A 26,241-nucleotide genomic window follows, 5' to 3' on the forward strand; every position below is an offset into this window, starting at 1 on the left:
GGAGATGTTCTTCTATCAATGTAGGTATGTGACACAGGAGGCCAAAAGTCTTCTAATTTAGTATTCATGTTAGAGCTACTTGCATAGACTACATCTATAAAGACTGTTCCAGGAGGTGTATCAGTTTGTTCTTTTCCCAACAACTTATTATCTCCGTTCATTCTTACTGCCTCTAAAGAGATACCTGCTGGAACAGTTATAATAAATTTATTATTTATTCCACCAGCTCCTACAGTTCTTTGTACTGTAACACCGGGGCCTGACGCTTTTACTTTTAAGAATTCAATTCCAGAAGAATATGAACTCAATGAGTTTGTCGGATCCGTTGGACTATAGATCACATCACTACTTCCGCCTCCACTGCCTCCTGCAGGCAACGCAACCCAAGTTGCTATTTTACTAGTACCATCTACTGTTAGGACTTTATTAGCATCAGTAGTTTTTATATCTTCAATCTTGTCTAATTTGGCTTTATCATTAGGAAGCATTAAGCTTGCATTTATGGTAGAACCGACCGGAATAGAAGCCGGTGTTCCGGTAGAAGAATTAATCTTTCCGTCATTTGGCGAAGGTGTATATGTAATATTTGTTGCAGCTCCACCACCACCAACTGTTCCATTTGAGGCTGCGGTTATCCTTCCCTTTGCATCCACAGTGATATTTGCTGATACATATGAATTGGCAACTACTGTTGTATTTGCAATATCAATAGTAGGATCTCCTGACACCCCATTACCATAAGTCACAGTAACATTTGTTGAGCCGGGCATAATACTTCGAGTTGTAGCGAGCCCATTTGCTGTTCTTGCTACCAACCCTGTTCCTGTAAGTACTGCAATAGCTGTAAGATCTGCGTCTTGCACTATACCATCTACATAGCTTTTTACCGCTTTTACAGATGGGTATTTGGTATCTGAAGTTCCATCACTTGAAATACTGAGACTTTTATTTGAAGTAATTTCTTTACCCGATAGTCCTATTACCGTTGGAGAGGAAGCCAATCCTCCTAAATCACCAGCTAGTTTAATTATACCAGTTGCTGTTGTGGTTGCCTCAGCAACACTTCCCCCGCCTGTACCAACTTTACTTATCTCACTATCAACATACCCCTTTATCGCTTTTACAGAAGGATATTTATCTGTTGATGAACCATCCGTTGTAATAGTTTGACTTTTATTGGATGTCACCTCCTTCCCATCTAACGAAGATTGTGTGAGAGTACTTATAGGCTTCCCAAGATCACTGGTATTATCTACATTTGCAAGGCCCAGGTCAGCTTTAACCTGTGTAGGAGTCCTTTGTTGAAGTGTAGTTGTATTTAGAGCATTAATATAACTTCCAGCAGTATAGACTGAAAGCCCTGTTCCTCCTTTGGCAACACCTAAAGTACTAGTGATTGTAGTTGCGGTTGACGCATTGCCAGATAAACTCCCCGTAATAGTACCTGCTGCAAAATTACCTGACGCATCCCTTCTTACAATAGTACTTGCAGTATTAACACTTGTTGCCGCGTTAGCTAATACTGTAGCTGCGCTGATATTAGAAGCTGACGAATTGCCTACTTTTAGCACTGTTGGAGAAGTTGCTGTTCCCCCTAAATCATTTGTAAGTTGAACTATCCCTCTTACAGCTGTAGTTGCATCAGAAGCACCAGCAGTAGTTTGAGCATCCACATAATCTTTAACTGCTTTTACAGAGGGATATTTAGTACTTGATAAACCATCGGCAGATACATCAATACTTTTATTCGTCTTATCTTCTTTTAAATCTAATGCGGTTTGCACTAAAGTACTAACTGGCTTATTCAAATCGGTCGTATTATCTACACTTCCTAAACTCAGGTCTGCTTTATATAAAGTGATAGTACCTGTTTTACCATTAACAGACTGAACAGGAGAAGAGGCAGGTGTAAGCAGCTCTTTCCAATTAGCAAGAACGGATGAAGGAATTTGAGCTAGCACATAACTTTTGCTGTTATCTGATCTAATAGCTATACTACCCACTACAGCAGCATTTAATGACAGCATTGCAGATTCGCTACTCAATACATCTACTCTCGCAAAGGTAATAGGAGGAATTTGATCAGTTGGAATTTTACCTAAAGCATCTAAAGTTGCCACACCATTTTTCGCTGCTTTTTCTAATAGATTAATTTTCTTATCAAGAGCAGATTGCATATCTGTGCTAACTGGTTTATTAGCATCACTCGTATTATTTAAAAGATTTAGATTTAGATCTTCTTTAACTTGTAAAGGCGTTCTTTGCTGAAGAACAGTGACACCCGACGCTTTAATATAGTTACCTATATCATAAGATGTAATTCCTGTTCCACCTTTACTAACAGGAAGATTAGTAATTAAATCCTCTTTTGACGCCAATTTCGGGACAGTTGGCGCTGATGCTATTCCTGCCAGATCACCTGCCAACTGTATTTTACCTAATAAAATTGTAGTTGCATCAGGAACCGAACCAGCAGAAATGACAGCATCATTTACCTTTTTGTCAACATAAGCTCTAGCGGCGTTTACCGTTGGGTACTTAACGGTAGAAGTTGGATCCAAACTTATATCCTCAAGTTTATTAGTTTTATCTTCCTTTAAATCTAAAGCAGCCTGAGCATATGTACTTATTGGTTTATCTATATCCTTTGTGTTATTTACAAGATCTAGTTTAAGGTCTGACTTAACCTGAGAAGGAGTCATTTGTTGAAGTGTATTTGCATCCAACGCATTAATATAATTGCCAGGAATATATGAGGTAATTCCTGTTCCTCCATTCTTAACCAATACTGTCCCGCTTATTGAAACGGCCGATGTGGCCGTCGTGGCATTTCCAGAAAGACTACCTGTAACTGTCCCAACTACAATATTTCCAGAAGCATCTCTTTTCACTAATGTATTAGGAGTGCTTGCGGATGTTGCTGCCTTTATAAATTCTGCAGCACTCCATATCTCTGCTGCCGTAGAGCCTCCTACAGAAATTACTTTAGGAATATCAGCAGTACCCCCTAAATCTCCACTTAACATGATTTTCCCTTTTGTAGTAGTAGTAGCATCTTGAACAACAGCTGTCCCATTCAATACTCCATTTCCATCAATGGTAAGAGTTGATCCTACTTTGATTCCACCAAGGACTGATGCTGAAGCTTGTGGCAATGTATAATTTGACAAGCCATCCAGTTTACTTTTATCTGTTGCAGAAAAAAGTCCTGATGTTGTTGTCGTTGCAGTTGGCAATGAACTTACAGCTGATTTATTTACCCATTTCAAAAGAGAAGCATCCCAAACCAAGGCATCTCCGTCCAGTTTTGATGTTATAGATACGTCTGACAAATTATCTACTTTGGCATCTGTGATTCCATAATCAGCAAGTGTGGTAGGATTAGTACCGGAAACTACTCTTCCATACGCATCTGTTGTTACCGATCTGTATGTTGCTGCAGTTCCAATGTTCACTAAACTTAAAGGTGTAATGTTGCCATCTCCTGTCAATGTGCCATCATGGGAAACAGCTGTCATTCCTCCGGAAGCTGATGTGGTAATCTCTCCTTGTAATTCTTCCAATGCTGCTTGTACATTCGTAGACGTTAAAGTGGTAGTTGGGGTAACCGAAGTTGTTGCAGCACTTTGGGCCCCTGTGTTACCGCCATTTAGACTACCAATTAATGCTAACTGAGCATCTGTAACATATCTTTTATCTAATGATGAAGCAATGTCAGCAGTTGTTGCATCTTCTCCTTTAGTGACTAAGCCTTTTGAATCGTATGTTATTTTAGTTTTGGTATTACCTGTAATAGAAGTGTTACCTACAAGTTTTGAGCTTATATCTGATTTATTTACATCCACTAGTCCTTTTAAGCCTTCCAAAACCCCTTGAACATTTGTACCTGAAACTCCTATAATAGCATTAACAAGTACTTCCGAAGCAGTTTGATCATCAGTCCCTCCTGATATAGGACCCCATGTTCCATCTCCTCTCAGATAATTATCAGATTTCCCGTTTCCAATTACTGCGCTTACAGGAATTGATGAACTTCCATATCTTGCAGTTAAGATCGTACCTGAAGTTAGATTCGAGGCATTGGTTTGATCTAAATTTTGTACATTCCCTAAACCAACATCATTTTTAGTTAACGACAACATGGTCTTTAAACTATTCATTGGAATGGCAGTTGGTGATGCCGAACTGGATGATGAGTTACCTAAAATGGTTTCTGTAGGAATAAACGCCAGTTTTTGTAAAGCAAGAGCGGCATCGTTTATTCCAATATTTGAAATATTATTATTTGTAGTTGAAGACAATCCTCCAAATGTGGTGATACCTGTTATTCCTGATCCACTTCCACTTCCTGATCCTGCATCCGCCCATAAAAATCCACCGCCTCCATTAGAGGATAACACTTGTCCACTTGTTCCATTCGAAGTGATGCCATTCATTTTAGATGGGTTGATTCCCTGACTTGCTAAACCTAAAGGACTAGCGGCTACGCCGTTTCCAGTTAATGTTGCATCATGAACCACTAACCCGCCACTACTTGTTCCTCCACCTGCCATAGCAAGTATTCCTGCCAAGTCAACATGACTATCTCTAGGGCCAGATATGGAAAGTACAGTTCCTGCAAGACTTAGTGACTGATACAAGTCAGCAAGACTTACTGCATTTCCACCCTTGATTGATAAATTCTGAGCAGCATCCAGACTTAATATAGATGTAGAACCACTACCGCTTTCAGATGCAAATTTATCATCTACATATTTTTTATTTGCTGCATCTTTATTGTTTGTAGGAAGCGCCAGATTAGTTAGCTTATATCCTCCCATAGATATATCAGCACTAGGTATTTCAAAACCACTCAATGGGATATTTGACTTATCAAGCGCACTATTTGTTATCGCTTTATTGGCCACTTTAATGGCTGTTACCGATTTATCCGCAAGATCCAATACCATAGGAGCTAAGGCCGCTTTTTCGCCATTAGTAATTAATATTGTTCCGGTTGAGGTTACCGGTTGAGGTATGGTACCAGTTCCTACTATAGAAATGCCATTGGCTGACCATGCCCCGTTTGTTTTAGGGCCAAATAAAGTATAAGCTGAGGTATTAATATAAAAATCCCCATTACTTCCGATACTTGAAGCTGGATTTGATGTTCCATTTAATAGGCTATTACCATTCGTACCATTTCCCCCTCCTGTTACTATCTCAGTACTATTTGCCAATCTTTGCCATTGTCCACTATTGTAAAAATAGAAGCCAGGCGTGTTATCAGTCTGATAAACTAATAAACCTATAGCAGGACTTGCAATACTAGTACGTTGCAATACCGTCATCCGTGAAATAAGCACCCCTTTCGAGTTTGAAAAAACCTCTAGTTGTGCACTTGGATCAGGAGATGTTGTCCCTATTCCAACCTGAGCTTTTGCACTAAATGAATATAACAAGCCCACAATTAGGGCAATATGCCTAACTGCTTTATTAATATGGCAATTTATAATTTTTGTCATAATTGTATTTTATATATCTTAAGCATTGCTTTCTTTTTCTGTCTAATAAAAATCATAACACCTGTTTCCACTACTCCTGTGCCCCTTGTCTGTCTGCCCTCTTGAAGGAAAAGTGGTTTCATAACTTAGTGCTCCTTCTGTAGTTCCTGATGTATTTCCATACTTCAGCTTGGATAATGTGCCATCATGACTTACCCCTAACCGTACTTTATCATACATGTCTTTCCGTAGAAACACGTCGAAAATGAGCGATACTACTACTGCGTCACTTTGACCGTCCGAATTACTCCGGTACCATAAACCCACATTAGCAGACTTATATTTATACTGAAAACCAGCACTGACTGAACTTACCTTAGCCTGATTATAATACAGGACAGAGGGTATTAATACCGGTCCGTTCTCTTCATCATAAGGGTCTAAAGAAAGTCGATAGCTGACATGTCCGTTAACTCGTAGCGGTAAAGTGGATTTGGTACCAGTGAAAGATTCATTTGGCCTGTTGATATGTTGCGCAGATAGACCTGTCATCAACTTTCCAACTACCAGATTGACACCTGTACCGGCATCAAAAAAGTATTTATTGTTTAAGTCAGGATAGGTTGCCCCCGATACTGCCCCTGGAATGATTCCTATAACAGGATCAATTTGATCGCCGAATACAATCTTACTAAAGTCTATTTTACGTTGTGTCAATCCACCCTGTAATCCAAAGGATAATACCGCATTATCAAAGTCAACACTGTATGAATAGATTCCCGAAACATTCAATTTTCTTAAATAGGCTGTTCCTTCATTTGAACTGGTAACCATCAGCCCTATTCCACCATTTAAAAGTGGCACATTGTAATCTGCTGAAAGGGTAAAATAAGTTAAAGCACCAGGCAATGATGTCCATTGACTTCGATAGATCATATTCATCCTAAGATCACCTTCAAACTGCCCGTTTAATGCCGGATTAAGGTAATTGGGTGAGTTATAAAACTGAGAATATATATGATCCTGTCCCCTTACCTGTAATACAGACAGCAACATGAAAGCTATATATGTAAATATTTTCTTCATCTTTTATCGTATTAAGTGTACGGAGCCTACAGTTCGTGCAGCGCCAGTTTCATATTTCATTCCAGTCCATTTATTCCCATCAATGAATGTGGCTGAGATCTCCCAGACATACACACCTTGTGGAGCCATTTGTCCTGCCATCTGTCCATCCCATCCTTCTGTTGGAGTACCATTTTCATCCAGCTTGTCGCTTTGCCAAATCATTTCCCCCCATTTGTTGTAGATCTTTATGGTGTATTTAGCGATACCCGAACCTTTAGGAATAAAGGTCTTCAGCTCATTTTTAAAACTTTCAGGTTCAAATCCACTTGGCACATATAGGTAGCCTGGCACACCATCAATTTGAACTGTCTTAACAAGGGTGTTCGTACAGCCTTCTACATTAGTAACAACAAGCTGAACATCATGGACACCTGTATTAATGTAAGTATGAGACGGGCTTTCCTCTGTTGAGAATTTACCATCGCCAAATGACCATTGCTGTGTGACTGGATCGCCAGTGCTCGTGTTTTTAAACGTAAAAGTGTAATCCGGAATCTTGATAACAGAAGCAGGCAATACATCGAAATCGGCTACAGGAGGTGCAGTGACTTGAATATAATTTGTTAATACAGTGATATCAGAACAACCAAATTCACCAAAAGCGGTTAGCTTAACTGAAAAAGGAGACTTAATATAACTAAATATATGATTAGGATTTTTAGTCGTTGAAAAGGTCCCGTCTCCAAAATCCCATAGATAAGAACTGGCATTAACTGAGATGTTCTGGAATAAAACATCTATTTGTGTACATCCCTTTGTTATATCTGAAGTGAAGGCAGCTTCAGGTGATGCAGCTATACGAATGGTCTGGATTTGCGTATCAGTGCAAAAATCACTCTTAGCAGTTAACTGCAGATAATAAACGCCCGGCTGTCCATAAATATGTGAAGGCTCTGATTCAGTTGAAATCGGAGTGTTATCTCCAAAATCCCATTCATACTTTGTAGCACGGATGCTTGTATTACTGATCTTTATATCCAGCTTACCATTACAGCTTACACTTTCTAATAAAGTAAAATCAGCTTTAGGTTTAGGGTAAGTGAGGATCGTCTTTTCTATACTGCTCGCTTCACAGCCATAAATATTAGTACAAACCAGCTTTAAAGTATACGTCTGATCAGGCTCAGATAAAATAATGCCTGCAGGTGTAGCTTCATTAGACACCAACACGCCATTAAGATACCAGGCGTATTGGTCTGCATATTGCGATTTATTTGTTATTTTCAGTTTGAAAGGCGCACAGGCAATAGTTTCTATTGACTCAAAATCAGCCTTTGGCAATGGATTGAATTGAACAGTATGTATTGCGGTACCAGGACAACCCTGGGTATTCAGGGCAATCATTTTTATTTCGTATTTAAAAGGCATTATCGCGCCTGAAGGAATATTAAAAGTATAAGCAAAATCTTTTAATTTCGAAACCTCAACATTGTCAATAAACCACCTATAAACCACAATATCAGTACCTTCATAGGTAGATTGATTCACAAAACTTATTGTTGCATCTTTTCCGCAAATCAATGTGCTTGAAGCTGTAAATTCAGCTTGAGGTCTCTCAGTAATTTTTATTGTTTTTATGAGTGTCTCCGTACATCCAGCAGCATTATAAGCTATCTCTTGTACTTTATAAAGCCCAGGTTTAGTAAAGACATGTTCTGCTGTATAACCAATAGCAAAATTATCTCCACTACCAGAATCCCCAAAGTTCCATTCCACATTAGCAGCATCCGCGGGTGTGCTACTAACAATCATTTTGAAGGGGACACAATTCAGTGAATATGAATTGCTGATAAATTGAGCGAAAGGTAAAGGTAAAATCTCTATTTGCTGTGTGGTTGTGCTTGGACATTTATTGCCATCAGGATGAGGTTGGAATACTATCAGTTTTACATTAAACACCCCTGCCATTGTAAAAACATGAATAGGGTTTGCTACATCGCTAGTTGTACCGTCACCAAAATCCCAGTTATAAATATTTGAAGGAGCATCTTTACTAAAAAACGCTACTGGATTCTTCATACAATACTCTCCACCTGGTAAAGTGAAACTCGCATCAGGTATTGGGTAAACTGTTATAATTTCTGTAGTAGTTTGGAAAGAACATCCATTAGATGCCAATAAGCTTACTTCATAAGTGCCTGGAATTGTAAAGGTATGGTAGACCGATTCCGGCGCTGATGTTGTATTCTTAGTCTCTCCATCTTTAAAATCCCAGTAAAAATCATTGGCGCCTAAGGAATTATTATCGAACTTAACCACGAAAGGGGCACATCCAAATTTTCGGTCGCCATCTACCACAAGTTCAGCTGTTACTGTATTTGGATATATGACAATCGGATAAGTATAAGTATCCGTTCCACACTCATTTACGGCAGTCAGCGTTACCATAACTGTTATCGTTTTATCTGTATGATAGGTATGAGTCACCTCCGAGTTATCGCTAATAACCTGATTTCCCCCATCTCCAAAATCATAAGTATAGGTATTTGGTATTCCTGTAGATTGATTACTAAAATTGACTACCAAAGGCGAGCACCCTGTAGTTTTATCAGGAGAAAATGTAACTTTTGGCATTGCTCTTACTAAGACAGATTCAGTGAATACTGTACTTTGACAAGCAGTTGATGCTGTTAATGTTATTATATAGGTAGTGTCCCGATGTAATGGGTGTGGTTGAAAATCAATTGCACCTGGTTGTTCTAATTTTGATGTCTGGCCGTTTCCAAAATCCCAAAGATAATCTGCCCCTACCAATGGACTTGATGTATTAATAAAATTAACAGTAAGAGGTCCGCACCCTTTGATTTTATCTTTAGTAAAATTCGCTTTTACATTTTCTACTGTTGCGAATTCCAATTCCCTACTATCATCCTTACATCCAAATTTGCTTTTGGTAACCAATTTAATAATAACATGTTCTCCGTCACCAATCAACGTGTAGCCTGGAAAATCCTTACCAGAACCAATAGATGCTCCATTTGCAAACCACTCATATGAAGCATTGCGATCCTCATAAGGCTCTACTGATATAACTGCTTTCAGGTCAAATGGCACACATGATTTTAAAGTGCTTGCACTAAACTCTGCTTTTGAAAGTGGATTGACCGTTACTTTAATTTCATTACTGACGCTTTCTTGATCCCCGTTACAAAGAGCAGTTGTGACTACCCTTCTATACCAGGTACTTTCGGATAAAACGATATCCTGAAAATCAATTTGAGTACTCTCGATTTTGAGATCAATCCACGTAGTTTTATCTATGCTCTTTTGCCATTGGTAACTATACTGTTTATCGCCACCGGTTGGTAAGGTTCCTGTTATTTTTGCTGCTAGGTCTCCTAAACATACATCTTGAATTTCTGATATTTCATTGTTTCCTAAAGGAGGTTGAACCGTAACGAAAATTGCATTACTGGTAACGGAACATGGTCCGGATTTAACCGTTCTTTTGATATAAGTAGATGTGATAAATACAGCTGTATAGTCCACAGAAGTTTGTTCTTTTACTACTGACCAGTCAATATTATTCGAACTTATCTCCCATTGGTATTTATAGACAAGATCTCCACCTGTTGGTAACGGCCCAATATTCGATACACCCTGACCAGAACAAATTGTAACATCCCCCCCTAGCTGATTGACAAGCACAGGGTAATTATTTATAGTAACGTTATCCTCAGTTGGGGCACATATACCATTGCTTATCGTCCATTTAAATTCATAAACCCCAGGAATTAATCCATTCACTTGAGTTCCCGGAAGAGTAGGTTCTTCAATAACTCCAAGGGGACCGCTCACCTGAGTCCAAACCCCTCTGCCATTTACTGCAGGATCTCCCTCTAGGTTCCCTTGTAAATAAATTACCGTTTCATTACAGGTATATTGATCTTCTCCCGCATTTGCAACAGTTACCATAGGCAATACGTCTATGAATACAGCAGTAGAAAATTCTAGCGAACAAGCACCATTTCTCACAACTGCCCTAAACCAAGTACTCTTGCTTAGATTGGTAAAATCGTATGAACTCCCAGTCGTGTTTATAGGAATCCAAGGTTCCTGATTATCTACTGAGCTTTCCCATCTTACAACAGATCCCAAATACCCGTTTAATACAATAGTACCCGAGTTATCCCCAATACAAACCTGAGCTACATCACTTCTAGTAATACCACCTACTGTAGGTACATCCACTTTGATTTCTACAACAGGAGTAAATACTGAAATCGCACAACCTCCAGCTTGGGTTATTTTAACTCTATATTTTGTGGTTTCCAACAAACTGCCAGGTTGAAAGGTTGCTGTAATCGCATTGTCAATTGGTGTAAAGCCAGCAGTAGCACTTGAAGATTCCCATTGAAGTAAATCCGCTGTTGAATAATTTTCAAGTGTTAGTTCTCCTGCGGGATTTCCTTGACATAGTGAAACGTTGCCTCCCGAAATAGTACCAGCTATTGGATATGCAGTTACTTTAATTGTTAATTCAGTCTTACTTTCTTTACATGCCAGATCTAAACTTGTAGCATCACTAGTAATTTTCCATTCCAGTGTATATGTGCCTGATACTAATCCGCTGATCTCAGTATTATACAGGGTTGGATCTTTTATGATTAAACCCTGTATTTCATCAACCTGTTTCCATATCCCAGTTTCGCCATTAGCTGCATCAGGAGAATTTCCTGTTAAAACAATATGGTTATTTGAATTATCACTTTTTATACAGATGTGTTGATCTATTCCAACTGTTGCTACAGTTACAGCTTTTCTATTCGTAATCTTTACTTGATCAAGTTGCGATGGACAAGGAGCAGTTCCTCCTATTGTCCACTGCAAATCATAAATTTTGCCAGCCTCTAAATCTGTTACCTCTGTATCAAAAAGATGTTCATCGACAAATTTTAAAGAGCTCACCTTAGTAAGATCTTTCCAGGTACCTATAAAAGCACCTGGATTATTACCATCCAACTGAAAGGTCTTTACATTACATAATACTTGATCGTCACCTGCTTTGGATAATGGTGTACTGGGGTTAACAGTGATCGTTACTGTACTTCCAACTCCATAAATCTCACAGCTTTCCCAGCTAGTTACTTTTCGCCTGTATGTTGTGGTGACATTGGGAGTAACAGTTATATTCTCTGTAGAGATTGCCATGGTCTTCCATGAAACACCATTATCGAGTGAAGATTCCCAGACAAACGTATACTTAGGTTTACGAAGATCCGGAACATCCCCTCCGCTGAGTACATTTGTACTTAAGGATACTGCATCATTCACACAAGAAACAGGCTTATCTGCCTTTATGGTGTTAATAATATCTTGTAAAATATCTATCGTTGCAGTAGATGTGCTCGGATCACAAACTCCATTTGAGATTGTCCAGGTAAACTTATAACGATTACCTTTTTGTACAGGACTTGCAGTAGCATTATATTTAGTAGGATCGTCGAATTTTATTAAACCGGATTCTTCTGTCCACATTCCCTTACCCACTAATGGCTCGTTACCCTGTAATATATAGTTGGGACTAACTAGGCAAGCAATATCATCACCTGCATCTGCTTTTGTTGGTGCAGGTATGATGCTAATAATAGTAGCAGTTGAATAAGAAATAGAACATTCTCCACTTTTAACTACTGCTCGGAATTGGGTTGTTTTTGTAAGATTAGAGTTGGTGGTAAACGGATTAGCAGTTGATTTAAATACTTTCAGAATTGCGCCATCATCAGTAATTTCTTGCCATCCAATAATCTTTCCTGTATATGTACCCTCGGTAAGTAGAATCGGAGTTGCAGTATTCGTATTTATACAAAATGTGTTCTCACCAGAAGTTGTACCTCCTACAGATATAGGATCAGGACTCACCTCTAATATCAATGAATTCACTACTTTCAAACAAGTAGAACCTTCGCTTCCAACTACAACCCTGAAATATGTTTTTAGTTGTAAGTTAGCAAAGGAATAAGTATTATTAGCCGTATTAGGGATAGGATTCCAGTTAACATTATCTAGAGAAGATTCCCAACCAACAATCTTTCCAACAGCCCCTACCGAAGTTAAAGTTCCAGAATCACCAATACAAACACTTGATGGTCCAGAGACTGTTCCTCCTTCTGGTTTAGCATAAACCGTCAATTTCATCACATCAGAGGCTGTACATGTGAGATTACTGATAGACCACATCAACTCATAGACTCCCGGTTTAAGATTCGATATAATTGCTTTTGGCTTTGTCTCGCCATCAAAAAATGAACCTTCAGGACCACCTTCAACTGTCCATTTCCCACCTTGATACGATTCAGGAACATTCGCGTTAAGAATATAAGAGGTGTTAATATTATTTGCACTTACATTATCACATACAACAGCATCTTCTCCAGCTTGGACAATGATAGGGCCATAAAAAGTAATATTCTGAATATCAGTTACAGGCACATTACACTCATTCCTATAAGTAATATTTACTTTGTACTCTCCCGGTGTTAAAAATTTTATAACAGCATATTTTTTACTTTCGGAATTATTTTCAAAATCGTAATCTACTCCTTGAACTCCCCCCGATACTTGCCATTGATACCTTTTATCCTTTCCAAATCCTTCATAAGTAGGTATATGATTTTCATCACTTGAAAAATTAATTGAATGAGGAAGTTCAATGCAATACTGTTCCTTTTTCTCTTTTCCATTCAATGGGAAGTCAACTGTTAAAGGCCCAGCTACCAAAAAGGGTTTCTCTAAGGTAATTTCACCACAAGCACTTGAGACGGAAAGTCTCAATATATAAGATCCCGGTTTAATAATATTAATCTTAGGTGAAGCACTAGTATCGGGTGTCTGAAATATGATATTATCTTTAACAACTTTACCACTTAATGAATCAAGCACTTCCCATAAATAGGTTATTTTACAAAACCCAACTTCTGATGTCTTATTAGTAACCTCTAAGGTTGTAGTAGGAGTACAATCTCCTGTCTGATTAATTATAAAATCAAGTACAGGGTCAGGTTCAATACATATATCCTTAATTTTCTCAGTCGTTAAACAACTGTGGTTCCATGCCTCTAATTTTATATTATAAGTCCCTGCTGAAAGAAACTTATAATCTAAGCTTGGTTGTTGCGAGGGAATTCGGTTCCACTCTGAATCAGTACTCTTTTTTATGTACCAGTTATAGCTAGTAAACTCTGTACAGCTAGTCCCATCTCCTGATACATCCTGCGATTTACCAGGTATAGTGGTATTATCAAACACGATCGATCTACCCACACACCCTCTTTCTCCTGACACTATAAAATCTGCTTCAGGTGCTAAGAAGACTTTGGCATATTCTGTTTTAGGGAATACCACCTCTGAATAAATTGATGATTCTTTAACTATGTTTATTGAATAAGCATCGTATATGGGAGGATTTGGTGATGGTAAATTAATTACCGGCTGTCCGCATGAGCTTTTCTTATACTGATGTTTTACGTAGCCTTTAGAATCGATTAAGTCGTGCTGACTTAAATAATCAGTTTCCCCATCCCCCCATTCAAAGCGATATATAAGCCCCGGATAATTTGTAAAAATACTTTTATCTGTATTTTCACCATTTGGAGGGTTAACATCAACGTAAAATGTTATTATCCCATTATCAGGACTGGTTGTGTTTGAATTATTTGATTGACGAATACAAACAAGTGGCTCTCCAACCATTTGGGGACTCAAATTCAATGTGGAGTTAAGAATTACATAACTTTTAGAAGAAATAATACCCTTATCTATGGCATTAAAAACAACTGTATAATACCCGATCTCTAAATGAATAATATAATTGTTGTAAGCATTAAAAACAATATTTGAAGGTTCTTTAGAAGGCTCATAGTCATTGATTAACGTTCCTGTAACTACAGCGTCTCCAACGGTTTCATTTACAAGATTTATGTGATTATCATCTTTGATTTTAGAAGGATTGTAACCCCAAATTTGATTTGGTACTAAAATTTGATTATCCGAAGGCGAAACCTTAATGTTAGGACCTATTGCGTCATTAATAGTGATTGTATGATCGCATGTAACAAAGACTTGAGAGTCTGATTCTATTACCCTAATTTGCAATAAATATCCAGTCCCTGCTGGTGTACCCGCAGGAATAACGCCATTGACAAATGTTGTAAAATGACTATCAAAAACACCTATAAGAGTTGGATTGACAAAACTTCCACTGACATCTGACAAATACAATTCAAACTTGCAATCTTTCTTAAAGCTGCCCTCTAAAGTAATGGGTACAGTAATATCACTTCCTACCCCGTATGGTCCTGTTGGAACCACTCCTATTGTAATTGTTTGAGCCAAGCTTAAACTGAGATTACAAAGAAAAACGAGGTAAAGTGATATTATAAATAATTTTTTATGCATGATAACTAAGCAACCAGATCCGGTACTATTCCTTAATGAATAAGATTTAGGAACAAGCCTATGATTGAATCTTTTACTATATTATCCAGCTAAAAAAACGAAATATATTATCAAACCTAAGGCTACCTGTGCACATAAAATACATGTCCAGATTAAAACTTTCTCCTTCTTAGTTAGTGGAACACAATCCTCTTCTTCTAAAAGATAGGAGGTTTTTTCATTGTGAAGTTTAGGGTATTCGTCGATAAGATCCATAATGTAACAATTTTAATAATTTAGCTAATTATAAAATGTGACGCAGATCACTTTGAGAAAAATAATTGCGTAAATATGTAAAATAATACACATAAAGCGAACAAAATTCCCCAATTAGTGTTATTAGTATCGTATGACAACATCTAATGTTACTACATGTATTATATAGTCATTTCCTATTAACTAATAGTAAAGGAGGTTAACTAAATAAAATGATAGGTTTTAACCCGTTGTGCGGTTTAAAATGATAGTACATATTTTAAAGGTTTTTTAATTTTTGATGTTAGATTTTAATATTGATGGTGAAACAAACTTTTTTGTTTCTACCTTTCTTCCTTTTATACTTAATTCAAAATTTAAATTTTCAATTTTTTTCTGAACGACCAAAACATCCTGATTATTATTGCTACATGTCACCTCTTCTTGTAATTCATTAGATGCAACTGATATCGTGTAATTCCCTACCGGTAAGTAAAAAACAAATTGCCCTATATCATCAGTTTTAGTTCTGGTAATTCTACCTCTCTCATCGCTGGCTTCTATGGTGATACCTAGCTGTGCTTTTTTTATTTCGTAGCTGAACTCATTAAAAACATACTTTATCTTGCCTTTGAGAGTTGCTGTTTTACTTAAGGGAATCTCTAGCCTGATATGTTTCTGATTTAATAGAATCTGCTGGTCCGAAGAATACCAGTTACCCGATGTAGGTATAGATATTGAATAAATACTTTCTTTCAAATTTTTGTACGTGACCACACCTTCTTTATTCGTAATAAATGCAATTCCATTTATATATATTAATTGCTGGAATGCATTTATATCTCCTTTATCATATTGACCATTTTGATTTTGATCCCTATATACAAAAACGTCCAATGTGTTGAGGTTTTTTCCCAATCGTGCGTTAGCAATCTTTTGTGTAATTCCAAGCTGTAAATTATTACTAGTATATTTATACTCATTAAAAGCATATTGACTTCCTGCTAATGAGGCAAAACATTGTGTCCCCGAGGACAATTGATATTCCGTTCTGCCTGTAAGCAACCAGCTCTTCCCAGTGGTGCTACTCTTACTATAGGATATCCCGGCATCCACTATCATTTTATTCTTAAATAGTTTTTTTTGTATTCCTGGAACTATATTAATGTTGCTGAAATTACCGATTTGTTTGGTGTAACTGTTAAATGCTTCACCAAGATAGAAATTCCCATACTGCAGATTGGCATTTAGATTAAATGGCCCATATCTATAATTCCCACTGACTTTTAATTGAAATTGATCTTTATCGTTGAAGGAATTATGTGCCACCCCACTTTCCAAATTAAGGAAAAGCGATTGCTTAGTAACCCGATTTGAATAGTTCATTTGAGTCACTAAACGTAACGATTCTATTTTTTCCTGGCTGTAACTATTTAGAACAAGAGAATACTGTCCCATTTCTGTTTGATATAACGGCGATAATAAAAAAGAAAGATTACCAAATATTTTTGAGACACCTATTTCAGATTTTGAAGAGCCATATTTAGTTGAATATATATTGCCTGGTAAAGAGCCTGGATGATAATTGAAGTAGTTGAAACCAGCCCACAGGTTAACACGCTTTGAATAATAGGACAGTCGCTCTGTAAAAATAGAAGACCCTTTTCTACTGCCAGGATAATAACCACTGCTCACTAAATTTGAACTATTCAAAAGCAGGCCCTTTATTTTCCAATCCGCATTAAGTCCTGCAAGAAAGCCCGATTTCTTCTTAGTAGAATCAGTAAATCCATCAGTACTACCAGCATTGAATGTGGCAGACAAACGATTTTTCTTACTTGTTATCCAGGAAAAATCATTAATAATTAAAACATTGTCAACCAACATATAAGGATCCCTATTATATATGGCAGTAGTTTGGAAGACTAATGATTTGCCTGTGTGTTCGAATTTACCCCAAGCCGAACGACCAGAATCATAAATGAGATTACCTGAATTTGAAATTAAATTTGATAAATTATCTATATATCCAACCTCATAATTACTCTTCCTTGCAGTATCTGCAAGAAAGGCCGTTGCTCCGCGACCAGTCAAGTTAAGATCAAAATTACGCGAAATATTTCCAACCGTTAGACCTGTATTGTGACCTTCAAAACTAAGGAAGGTATTTCGGAGATTAGGATGGTTAGGATCATTTTGAAATACCGTTGCATCGATATTATACCCCATTCTTGCTCCTGGAAAATCAACCACTCCTCCACCCGCAAGTTCATAAGCAGCATATTCATTTAAAAAATTTTGTGCTGTTAAGGAAATACTATTATTGTAATTCCCTCTGTATGGAGTGATTTCCGGATCGAAATTCCGCTTACGAACACTTTTTAAAACCTGTACATCTACGTTGCTTTGTCCGAAAAGATCCCCGTTAAAGTAAATTCCTAAGATATTAATAGTATAGGACTCAGACTGGAGTATTTCTCTGGTGATAGGCTTATGGATATAAATCAGGGTATCCTTAAATGCGGGTAGTATAAGTTGTATAGTGCTATGGAAGCCACTACCCTGTGAAGTTGAAGGAAAAGTTGGGACAATTGATATTTTCTGAATGGTATTACCCTCATTGGCTATCCGAAGAGGAATATTAATTGAATCATTTAGACCATTTAAAATGATGGTAGATATCAGGGCAGTCATCGTCACATTCTTTTTTACCCCTATCCTTATTATGCACGTATCCTGCTTTAAGAGCCCTTTGCCATCTTCTAAGTAAAAATTAACTTTGTAATCCAACCCAGCAATATGTTTATCTGTCATTAAAAATTTAACAGGAATAAAGAGACTATCTCCTGGCTGTAAATTAACCTTCCTATTCTCTTTTGAAAGAAGTTGCATGGATTTATCTGCCACAATCCTTACACGAGCATCTAAAGCAACGTTTCCTCTATTTATTACTTTTAAAACAATGTTTGTTAAATCATTACCTGTAACCTCAATCTCCTTCTGTGAAAGAATGAAATCAATCTTTTTTTCGGATTGCTGTGCCTTAGCATGGAAGGAGAAAACCACAAGAAATACGACAATACAAGTTTTATATATACGATAAACAGAAAATATATCTTTAGAAATTATCACTTAGGAAGTATGACAAAAACCACCTGTGTTGTGTACGTTCCACTTGGTGCAGTAGTTATGGCACTGTTGGCTTCTATCAAATATTCTAAATTATACTCAACGGTTTGATACGTGTGATCGGTTAAATTATTGACAATAATAACCTGATCATTCGCAGATAGACTTACGTTTGTGGAAGTAATTCCAGGTTTATTGGTAGAGGAGGCATTCTGCAGTTTAATTATTGAAACTGGGAGCGTATTTGCCCCGTTAATAAGGTTTGGCCCCACTGTTTTCACAATTACCTGATAGGCAGTATAACCAACTATTTTTAGTCCGTTTTTTTTAGCTACCGACATTCCATTTAGATAATTAGAAATGCTACTATATCCAAATGAAACACTTGGATCAAATAATGTAAGTGTATAGCTGGTGCTATTTGCATAAGTAATCTGAAAACTGACAGACACATTTTTGGTTGATATTAGCTGTCCATTCTGGTTATAAAGGGTAAATATAAGAGGGCAAGAATATGTACCCTGAGTTGTCGCCGCCGATAAAGCACCGCCCCCTGCTATGATCATATCAAATGTATGAGCTACACTATAGCCAAATGGTGCATTGGATTGGTTGATAAGAATAACATCAGACATACTTAAAGCTATAGGATTGCTAGAGGCACCTATTTGTGCATTGGTTGACGAACCATCGGGAACCCGATTAAATCTCAATGACACATTTTGAACTGGTACTGAACTACTACCATTTACAAAATTTCCATTTGCTTTTACCTTTAAACTCCAACCCCGGCAATTTGTTCCGTTAGAGGAGTAAGGGATTGTAATACCTTCAGTTACCGTTGCTCCCGTCTGAAGTTTGCTGTAAGCATCAAAATTATAGGAGGTTGAATAAATGTTGCCAATGGTTGTACCCGAACAGGTGTTATCATAATTGATAGTAAATGAAAGGGGAACTGAATATAATGAAGTAATCGGAGCACCAGCACTATTACATAACGAAATAGTTAATGTGGTTCTATAAGTTCCAGGCGTGGGAACCATAAGGTGCGCTCCCCCTTGAACAATCATATCGAACTTAAAAGGCACATAATATGCCGGAGGAGATGTTATAGCTCCTGTAGTGGAAATTAGGTTGACATCGTCATTTGTAAGCGGAACCTGAGAACCTGAAACCCCTTGAATCCCTTCCACACCTCTAAATTTTAACGATACATATTGTAAAGGTATAGTGTTAATTCCGTTTGTAAAGTTTCCATTAGCACGAACCTTTAGTGTCCAACCTGCGGGAATATTCATCCCCCCTTCAAAATTAGTAACAACAGTAAGATGATTGTCGAGTGTGATCCCGGCCATTACTGCTTCATAAGTAGCCAGTGGAGCACTATATGCTTCACTAGCACTCATAGTCTGACCACTTACCTTTGTTATACTTATAAAAACAACAACTATAAAAATTAAGGGAATTTTCATAAGATTAAGTTTCAAACTCTAATTCCACAACCTTTAATTCATCTTTGTTGCCATAGTTAACTATCGCTGTTGCAGAATAATGTCCTTTCTTTAAATTAGCAGGCAACTCCATTACTAAAGTTGTCTTATCCCCTGGTAACGATAGGAAAGGAACATTTTCCATTTTAATCTTCTCACCGTTTTGGATGTTCAACAATTCCCACATCACCTTACCATCAAGCCAAATTTTTCCCGTATTTTCAATCTTCAATTCCAGCAATCCATTCGAGCCTAACTTTACCTTTTTCTTATCCGTAAAATTGATTACCTCAACATTTCGTTCATCCGCTTGTGTAAAACTATGGTAGATCTTTATTCCCATCCTGACACTTACTTTTATAGATGCCCCATTTTCACTCTTACTATCAACCGGATTTAGTTGTGTAAAGTATAACATAGCTGTATGAACAGGAATATTTTTATCTGCTGTAATGGGTACCGTAAGTTCAATTGTTAACTCTTTTTGTTCTTCGGGCAATAGCGTAAAATAAGATCCTGGTAGCACTTTTACCCAATTTGCACATGAAGTTTTTAGTGTTGCGGGGTCATGTAAATTGTTAGTTCCTAAAGTATCATAATCCCAATCGCCTAATGATACTCCTACCTCCAGGTTTTTGCCTATCGGGTTGATCACAGAAACTTTTTGGGTACTTGTACCACCTACAGGTAAACGATAGTATATTTTCGAAGGACTTGCGGTAATGCCTGCTTGAGCAAAGCCTTGCAGACCTATTAAAATTAAGGGGATGATAGATTTAAAGAAGCATGAAAACTTCATGATATAGAGAATTTTGAATAAATGCAAAGACCTTAAGAACCGCAAAAACTCTTGCCCGATTAAAGCCAAGAGTTTTTGCAATTTTCAAGTTATAATGAAACCTGAAATTAATAAGATTAGCCTATTAATTAGGTGCAATAGTATAAGTAACTGTCGTTTTATAAGCTCCTGCTGGTCTGTTCAATAAGTTGACACTACCAACACCTGGAGATATTCCATAATTAACAGAAAACTTCGCATTTGAAGTACCAACTGCTGATTTTATAAAAGCTTTAGGAACTGCAGGAGCTAATGTTGTAACAACATTTAAAGTAGGAACTATTGTAGTAGATGAACTAGCTAAAGTAGGAGTAAGAGTAAGCGCAGATAATGGGATATCATTTATAGCCGTTCCAGTTGATAAGGGACCACTTGCCGCCACTGAAACGGTAAATATACCTGTGCTTACAATCTCTATCTGATCCGCTATTGCACCAGAGCTTTTTCCGTTTGTATAGTCAGCTGCAGTTGCAAAATCGATATTTACAGCTACAGTATTGATCTTAATACTTTGAAGTGCTGCTAGGTTTAAAGTTAAGGTTGCATTTTGAGCGTTAGCTTTATTAAAAGATACTCCTGCAAGTAATATAGCGACGAATAATAAGTTTTTTTTCATGAATCTTTATATGATACTGTTTATTACTGATCATATAATCAAACTACGGTCCATTTACAAAATCATGACAAATGTGGGATTAAAGGGGAATAAACTTTTCACACATGGGCAACCTATTCCCCAAGTGTGCAATAATGAGAATTAAATTCCCATTATTGCACACTGATATTTCTCGTTATTTCCCATGCCCTCTTGAACCAATTACCCAAAACCAACTAATGTTTATCAATCCGGCGAAATAGTATACGTTAAAGTTGTTGTGTAATCTCCCACAGGCCTATTTAACAAATTAACACTGCCAACACCTGGTAATATCCCATAGTTAACAGAAAACTTCGCATTGAAAGTACCACTTGATGTCTTTATCAAAGCCTTAGGAACATCTTTATAAAGGGTACCAGCAATAGTGTTATAAAGCTGCTGGGTCATTGTACTGAACGAACTACCTAAAGTAGGTGTTAAAGTAAGAGCTGATAAAGGAATATCATTTTTCGAATCCCCAGCTGATAATGGACCACTTGCCGTTACCGAAACAGTAAATAAACCTGTACTAAAAACCTCTATCTGATCTGCTATTACTCCTGAACTTTTTCCGTTTGCATAGTCAGCCTCTGTTAAAAAGTTGATATTTATAGTAGCCGTATTAAGCTTAATACTTTGAAGTGCCGCTAAACTTACAGTCAGGTTTGCATCCTGAGCTTTGGCTCTGCTGAAAAACAGCCCTCCTAACAATAAAACTAAGCAGAGGATAATCTTTTTCATAAATTAAATAACTAAGCCCGTGTATAAATTGTTTACATATCCTTGAGGAATTAATTCCCCATTGTGCAAAATAGGGAATTAATACAATATTAAACACCATTTCCTTAAATTTCACTTCTCAAAAATATACTCCTCATTTATCCTACTCTAAATTAGGTCATGGTAATTTTTTATTATCTTTAAATCTTACTTGTTCATCTGTTGAAAACACCATACTCCCCAAGCTTAAATAACAATCATAGAAATATCTTTGCTGCAATTATTCTGTCCCTAGTATTTTACTTCAGCCTCCAACAAAGCTATTTGCTTTTCCATACCATCGTCGAACTCTTCTCTATAGTAATCGCATTTGCCGTCTTCATCATAACATGGAACTCCCGCAAAATGCTGGATAATAACTATTTATTTTTCGTAGGGATATCTTACCTTTTTATTGGCGCATTAGACCTTCTCCACACGCTTACATTCACAGGGATGAACATTATTGTTAGTCCCGTCTTTTATGCAAATCAGTTTTGGGTAGCTACCCGACTATTGGAGGCAATGACATTTGTAGCAGGCTTCTGGTTCTTAAATAGCAGAAAAAGATTAAATGCGGACCTTATATTTCTAAGCTACCTAATAATCAGCATTTTAATAATTCTATCCATATTATATTGGCATATTTTCCCTTTGTGTTTTATTGAAGGATCTGGACAAACCGAGTTTAAGATTTATGCTGAATACATCATCATTGTCATTCTTTTTTTAGCTAGCTATCTTTTATACAAAAAGCGGGCACACTTTAGTGAATCCGTTTTCAAACTACTGACCATCTCCCTAATCTTCACCATTTTGAGTGAGTTTTGCTTCACACTATATATTTACAATTACAGCCTGATCAATGAGCTAGGACATTATGCCAAACTTGTAGCCTTCTTTATGATCTATAAAGCTAATATCCAAACCGGATTTATCAGACCAACAACCTTGATTTTTAAAAACCTAAAAGATAATGAGGAGAAATACAGAACATTGGCTGAAAATTTACCAGGTTTAATCTTAAGGTTTGATCAACATTTCAACTGCATCTATGCCAATTTAGCTGTAACTAAGTTCGCAGAGAACAAACCTACTGTTATTACCAATGTCGATTTAAATCATCTGGACATACCTAAAACACTTAAAGATGCACTTAAAGAAACGCTGTTACAATCAACCTCAACAGGCCACATCCAGGAGATCAACATCAATCTGGAAAAAGATGGCCTAATTTATATCTACTCGGTACAAGCAATACCCGAATATCACACCCACACGGAGGACAAAACATATCTCGTAATATGTCACGACATCACCAAGCAAAAGAATACAGAGCAACAACTTCAGGATTTAAATGCGACCAAGGACAAATTCTTCTCCATTATAGCACATGACCTTAAAAACCCATTTACATCCCTATTATCTTTTAGTGAACTTATTTATAAAAATGCAGAGAAATTAAATGCTGAAAAAATTCAACATATGGCCTTCCGCATGAACGAGACAGCAAAGAATGCTTACTCTCTTCTGGAAAACCTGTTAAATTGGTCACGAGTACAAACAGGAATCCTTAAGCCTCAGCCGGAGTTCATTAATATAGCAGACCTATTAGATCAGGCAAAAAGCATAGGTGGATCCATGGCTATATCGAAAGGAATTAACATCAGGGTATCACAATTGGCAACCAGTACTGTGTTTGCGGACCGTCAGATGGCAGGAACCATATTTAGGAATATAATATCAAACGCCATAAAATTCAGTTACCCCGATAGCTACATCATCTTAAAAGCAGAGAATTATTCCGCTCACGTCCTATTTTCGATTCAGGACTCAGGAATAGGAATTGAAGATGTAAACCAGGAACGAATACTTAAAGTGGATAGTAACTTCTCTACTCCAGGAACAGCAGATGAAAAAGGTACAGGTCTAGGGCTCGTCCTTTGTAAAGAATTTGTCGAACTCAATGGAGGTAAGTTATGGCTCGAAAGTAAATTTGGATTTGGCACTACCTTTTACTTCACATTACCACAAACCTAGTAAAGAAGCTAAAAAAAGGCATAAAAAAAGGAGGTTTTTATACCTCCTTTAATCTGATTTAACTCTTTCGAGCGGTCCGGACGGGACTCGAAAAATAGCTTTAAAATGATATCAAACGCACTTTTTATATATTCGGGGTTCTTTTTGTGGTGGCAAACTGAGATAATAGATTTAACGAGCTCTTATTATACTTTATACTGTAAAAAAGCTTCGCCATATTTTCAAAATTAACAATGAGGTCTATATAATATGCCTGATTCTTTCAAGTAAAGCGTTTAAACGGGCAATAATGGTAGCAAAATCCATACTATTTACATCATAGATCATTTGCTCCTGCATTAATGTGTAGTCCCTGTTGAAAGCTTCTATAATACCGATGGGTGGAATAAAATTAATCGTCGAAGGATGGTGCGTATCATAATCCACTCCGGTTTTAAATATTAAATGACGCCGATGCTCCACGATGGAGGTGTAATATTCATAGTCCGCTAAAGCGCTTGCCGCATGTTCCGTATCTATCATTCGTTCCAGGTCATAGAGGTGCCTGGACATGCGTTCGTAAACAATACGGTCGGTTGGCCGCAAAAATTCTTCGTGAAGCAAAAATATTTTTTCTAAAAATGTCCGTTTGGGCTCAACAGTAGCTACAGGAAAGCTTTCACCAGACCATGGAAAACCTGGCATATATTCACCTAGAAGCGACTGTATGGGACGTTCTACCGCAGGTTCATTTAATGAACGGGCACTTACTTCCAGCTTTACGCTATCAGCTATATAGGACACTGGATCAAGCAGAGAATGATAGGCTATCCTCAGAATCTGCGGATCCGTATCCGGTAGTTTTGGATTTAAAGGGTCAGATGAAACAGTTATTGTCCCGTCAGGTACACCCAAATTTGCCAATTCTTTTTCAAGCGCCACCTTTAATACAGTAGAGGTAAATTTAGATGCTACTCGCTTTAATTTCTTAACGGCGCTTTTACTGAGACCTTCCTCGAATCCTAGAAAACTTCTTTCTATAGCCAAATCTATGTCTTCTGAAAACCGGTCGATGAGGTTCCATCCTTTACTTAGTGAGGTTCCGCCTTTGAAAGATAGATATGGTGCAAATTCGCTTTGGAATACGGCTTTCATTACGAGCGTTACCCACCAATCTTTTTCAATTACTTTAGTGGACATCCCGCTCCTGCTGGCTGCCTGTTGGATGGATATCAGGCGATCTTCATCTGACAATTTAAGCCACTCGACCATTTAAGGGATATTTTAATAGTTTAATAATATAATCACTGATGCGAGCCGGAGCAAGTTTGAGGTCATAATTCAAATTATCAGGGGTTTCCTGGCTCAGTAGATCTTTAATACGGTCTTCCATAGCAAGTGTGACCTGACTGGTATTCATTTCTTCTAGTCCTTGGATTAATAAACTGCTGATCGGTCCTTTCATTCCGAATTTCTTTGGCGTTACGGGTTTAAACTTAATACCGCCTTTCCCGATCTTGATCTGCCTGGCCTGCCCATCGGTGATATATACCAACCTGGCGGGTACTTGGGTTGATAATCCTAATTTATTCAAAGCATAAGCACCTGCCGGGCGAATACGCATATGTTCATGTGCCGCTACTGCTTCAGCTACTTCTTCCATAGAAGGGTACAGCTTGCCAAAGGTAGGATGTATTTTAGGAAGGAAATAAATGCCATGGGCTAACCTTTCGATCTTATCTTCTTTAGCTAATCTCGATAAAGCTTGCCTCACTGCATCGTCTGTACCAACACCCCGAAACTCCGTTGGAAACACGATAGTACCTGGCTGAAAGGCACTTATTTGACCTGATATTTCCTGTTGCACAGATTTCATGTCACAAATTTATGTAAAAATGTGACATATTTATTAACTTTCGTAATCATTTAACAAAAGTTGTATCCCACTTATGCTGCTGAGCCTTGAATAATAAATGTTAAAAAATCGATCGTTTACTGTTGTAAACTTTTCAGATGTTTCCTCGCTTTTCTTCTGCGGAACGTCTAGCCATTTCTATATTCATTGCTTTCATTTCCTCCATATGAACAGTACGTTCCAAACTATCAGGATTCTGGAAATAGGTAGAA

General features: G+C 37.4%; 11 protein-coding genes. 1 reads left to right on the plus strand and 10 read right to left on the minus strand.

Annotated features, from left to right (window positions below; all coding sequences use genetic code 11):
- From ADIARSV_RS14300 to ADIARSV_RS14335, 8 genes are all read right to left on the minus strand, one after another.
- Nucleotides 1-5,504 (minus strand): beta strand repeat-containing protein (locus tag ADIARSV_RS14300; RefSeq protein ID WP_040300182.1); only part of this gene is annotated, 5,504 nt, incomplete at its 3' end.
- A 42-nt stretch (nt 5,505-5,546) separates the two neighbouring features.
- Nucleotides 5,547-6,569, minus strand: a complete 1,023-nt coding sequence (locus tag ADIARSV_RS14305) for a PorP/SprF family type IX secretion system membrane protein (protein ID WP_083936592.1) — start codon at nt 6,567-6,569, stop codon at nt 5,547-5,549.
- Between the two features lie 3 nt (nt 6,570-6,572).
- Entirely contained in the window at nt 6,573-14,945 is an 8,373-nt protein-coding gene (locus ADIARSV_RS14310) for a PKD domain-containing protein (protein ID WP_040300184.1), read from the minus strand.
- Nucleotides 14,946-15,533: 588 nt separating this feature from the next.
- Nucleotides 15,534-18,374, minus strand: coding sequence for a carboxypeptidase-like regulatory domain-containing protein (locus tag ADIARSV_RS14315; protein WP_016196294.1), 2,841 nt, complete (start codon nt 18,372-18,374; stop codon nt 15,534-15,536).
- Complete coding sequence (locus tag ADIARSV_RS14320) at nt 18,371-19,843, minus strand: hypothetical protein (protein WP_016196295.1); 1,473 nt, start codon at nt 19,841-19,843, stop codon at nt 18,371-18,373. The genes ADIARSV_RS14315 and ADIARSV_RS14320 overlap by 4 nt, the downstream gene beginning before the upstream one ends.
- Before the next feature lie 4 nt (nt 19,844-19,847).
- Nucleotides 19,848-20,660 carry a fimbrial biogenesis chaperone gene (locus ADIARSV_RS14325; protein WP_016196296.1) on the minus strand — a complete coding sequence of 271 codons (813 nt, stop codon included), beginning with the start codon at nt 20,658-20,660 and terminating at the stop codon, nt 19,848-19,850.
- 124 nt (nt 20,661-20,784) lie between these two features.
- Complete coding sequence (locus ADIARSV_RS14330) at nt 20,785-21,315, minus strand: hypothetical protein (RefSeq protein WP_016196297.1); 531 nt, start codon at nt 21,313-21,315, stop codon at nt 20,785-20,787.
- A gap of 225 nt (nt 21,316-21,540) precedes the next feature.
- Nucleotides 21,541-22,077 carry a hypothetical protein gene (locus tag ADIARSV_RS14335; protein WP_040300187.1) on the minus strand — a complete coding sequence of 179 codons (537 nt, stop codon included), beginning with the start codon at nt 22,075-22,077 and terminating at the stop codon, nt 21,541-21,543.
- A 201-nt stretch (nt 22,078-22,278) separates the two neighbouring features.
- On the opposite strand from ADIARSV_RS14335, the gene ADIARSV_RS14340 reads away from it, so the two are divergent.
- A complete protein-coding gene (locus tag ADIARSV_RS14340) occupies nt 22,279-24,135 on the plus strand; it encodes a sensor histidine kinase (RefSeq protein ID WP_016196299.1) in 1,857 nt (618 codons plus the stop codon).
- Nucleotides 24,136-24,375: 240 nt separating this feature from the next.
- Here the strand turns inward: ADIARSV_RS14340 and ADIARSV_RS14345 are convergent, their stop codons facing one another.
- Together ADIARSV_RS14345 and ADIARSV_RS14350 are read right to left on the minus strand one after the other, a co-directional pair.
- The gene (locus ADIARSV_RS14345) at nt 24,376-25,386 is read right to left on the minus strand and encodes a nucleotidyl transferase AbiEii/AbiGii toxin family protein (RefSeq protein ID WP_016196300.1); all 1,011 of its coding nucleotides are present in this window, start codon (nt 25,384-25,386) and stop codon (nt 24,376-24,378) included.
- The gene (locus ADIARSV_RS14350; RefSeq protein ID WP_016196301.1) at nt 25,370-25,990 is read right to left on the minus strand and encodes a DUF6088 family protein; all 621 of its coding nucleotides are present in this window, start codon (nt 25,988-25,990) and stop codon (nt 25,370-25,372) included. The genes ADIARSV_RS14345 and ADIARSV_RS14350 overlap by 17 nt, the downstream gene beginning before the upstream one ends.
- Nucleotides 25,991-26,241: the final 251 nt, after the last annotated feature.

The sequence above is a fragment of the Arcticibacter svalbardensis MN12-7 genome (genome assembly GCF_000403135.1).
Lineage (GTDB): Bacteria > Bacteroidota > Bacteroidia > Sphingobacteriales > Sphingobacteriaceae > Arcticibacter > Arcticibacter svalbardensis.

Excerpts from the sequence above, each read along its gene's own strand:
- ADIARSV_RS14305 (WP_083936592.1), bottom strand. The coding sequence starts at position 6,569 with ATGAAGAAAATATTTACATATATAGCTTTCATGTTGCTGTCTGTATTA.
- ADIARSV_RS14320 (WP_016196295.1), bottom strand. The coding sequence starts at position 19,843 with ATGAAAATTCCCTTAATTTTTATAGTTGTTGTTTTTATAAGTATAACA.
- ADIARSV_RS14325 (WP_016196296.1), bottom strand. The coding sequence starts at position 20,660 with ATGAAGTTTTCATGCTTCTTTAAATCTATCATCCCCTTAATTTTAATA.
- ADIARSV_RS14330 (WP_016196297.1), bottom strand. The coding sequence starts at position 21,315 with ATGAAAAAAAACTTATTATTCGTCGCTATATTACTTGCAGGAGTATCT.
- ADIARSV_RS14335 (WP_040300187.1), bottom strand. The coding sequence starts at position 22,077 with ATGAAAAAGATTATCCTCTGCTTAGTTTTATTGTTAGGAGGGCTGTTT.
- ADIARSV_RS14345 (WP_016196300.1), bottom strand. The coding sequence starts at position 25,386 with ATGGTCGAGTGGCTTAAATTGTCAGATGAAGATCGCCTGATATCCATC.
- ADIARSV_RS14350 (WP_016196301.1), bottom strand. The coding sequence starts at position 25,990 with ATGAAATCTGTGCAACAGGAAATATCAGGTCAAATAAGTGCCTTTCAG.